General features: G+C 65.8%; 1 protein-coding gene. It reads right to left on the reverse strand.

Going from position 1 to position 1,019, the window contains the following annotated elements; genetic code table 11:
* Positions 1-101: 101 nt before the first annotated feature.
* Positions 102-1,019 (reverse strand): carbamate kinase (gene arcC / locus DXB86_RS09845; protein ID WP_147330837.1); only part of this gene is annotated, 918 nt, incomplete at its 5' end.

The following is a 1,019-nucleotide window of genomic DNA, read 5'->3' on the forward strand; positions in this document are numbered from 1 at the left end:
AGCAAAAGCCCCGCAGTCGGAGCGGACTGCGGGGCTCATGAAGAGAGGCTAGTTTGTGGGCGCTTTGCCTGGCGCCCACGAGAGAGGCAACAGAGTAGAGACTACTCGTGGATGCGGGTACCGGAGAGGCCGGCCATGGTCTCGGCGGCCTTGTCCAGAGCGCCAATGATGCAGGTGCGGCCCTTGCGGGAACGGGCGAACTTGATGGCGGCGCGGACCTTGGGCTCCATGGAGCCCTTGCCGAACTGACCCTCGTCGGCCAGACGCTCGGCCTCGTCGGCGGTGAGGTCCTCGAGCTCCTCCTGGTTGGGCTTGCCAAAGTTGATGGCGACATGCTCAACGGCGGTCAGCAGGAACAGAACGTCGGCGTCGCAGTCCTCGGCCAGCAGCTCGCCGCCCAGGTCCTTGTCGATGACGGCGGGAACGCCCTTGTAGCAGCCCTTGTTCTCGTAGTCGCGGACGACGGGGATGCCGCCGCCACCGCAGGCGATGACGATGAACTCGTTGTCGAGCAGGTTGAGGATGGAGTCAGCCTCGACGATCTTCTTGGGATCGGGGGAGGCGACGACGCGACGCCAGCCGCGGCCGGAGTCCTCGACGAAGACCTTGGAGGGATCCTCGGCCATGAACTCCTTGGCCTGCTCCTCGGTGTAGAAGGGGCCGATCGGCTTGGTCGGGCTCTTGAACGCGGGATCATCGGGGTCGCACTCGATCTGGGTGACGACGGTGGCGGCGTGCCAACGCTTATAGCGCTTGTGCATCTCGCGGCCGATGCCCTGCTGCAGGTGGTAGCCGATGTAGCCCTGGGACATGGCGCCGCACTCGGGCAGCGGCATCTCGGGGGTACCGATGGCATCGTGGGCAGCGGCGAAGGCGTTCTGGATCATGCCGACCTGCGGGCCGTTGCCGTGGGTGATGATGATCTCGTTGCCCTGCTCGATGAGACCGAGGAGGGCGTGGGCGGTGTTGCTCACGGCCTCGATCTGCTCGACGGGGTTGTTGCCGAGGGCGTTGCCGCC

The sequence above is a fragment of the Collinsella sp. OM06-18AC genome (assembly GCF_003438785.1).
In the GTDB taxonomy this organism is placed as follows: Bacteria; Actinomycetota; Coriobacteriia; order Coriobacteriales; family Coriobacteriaceae; genus Collinsella.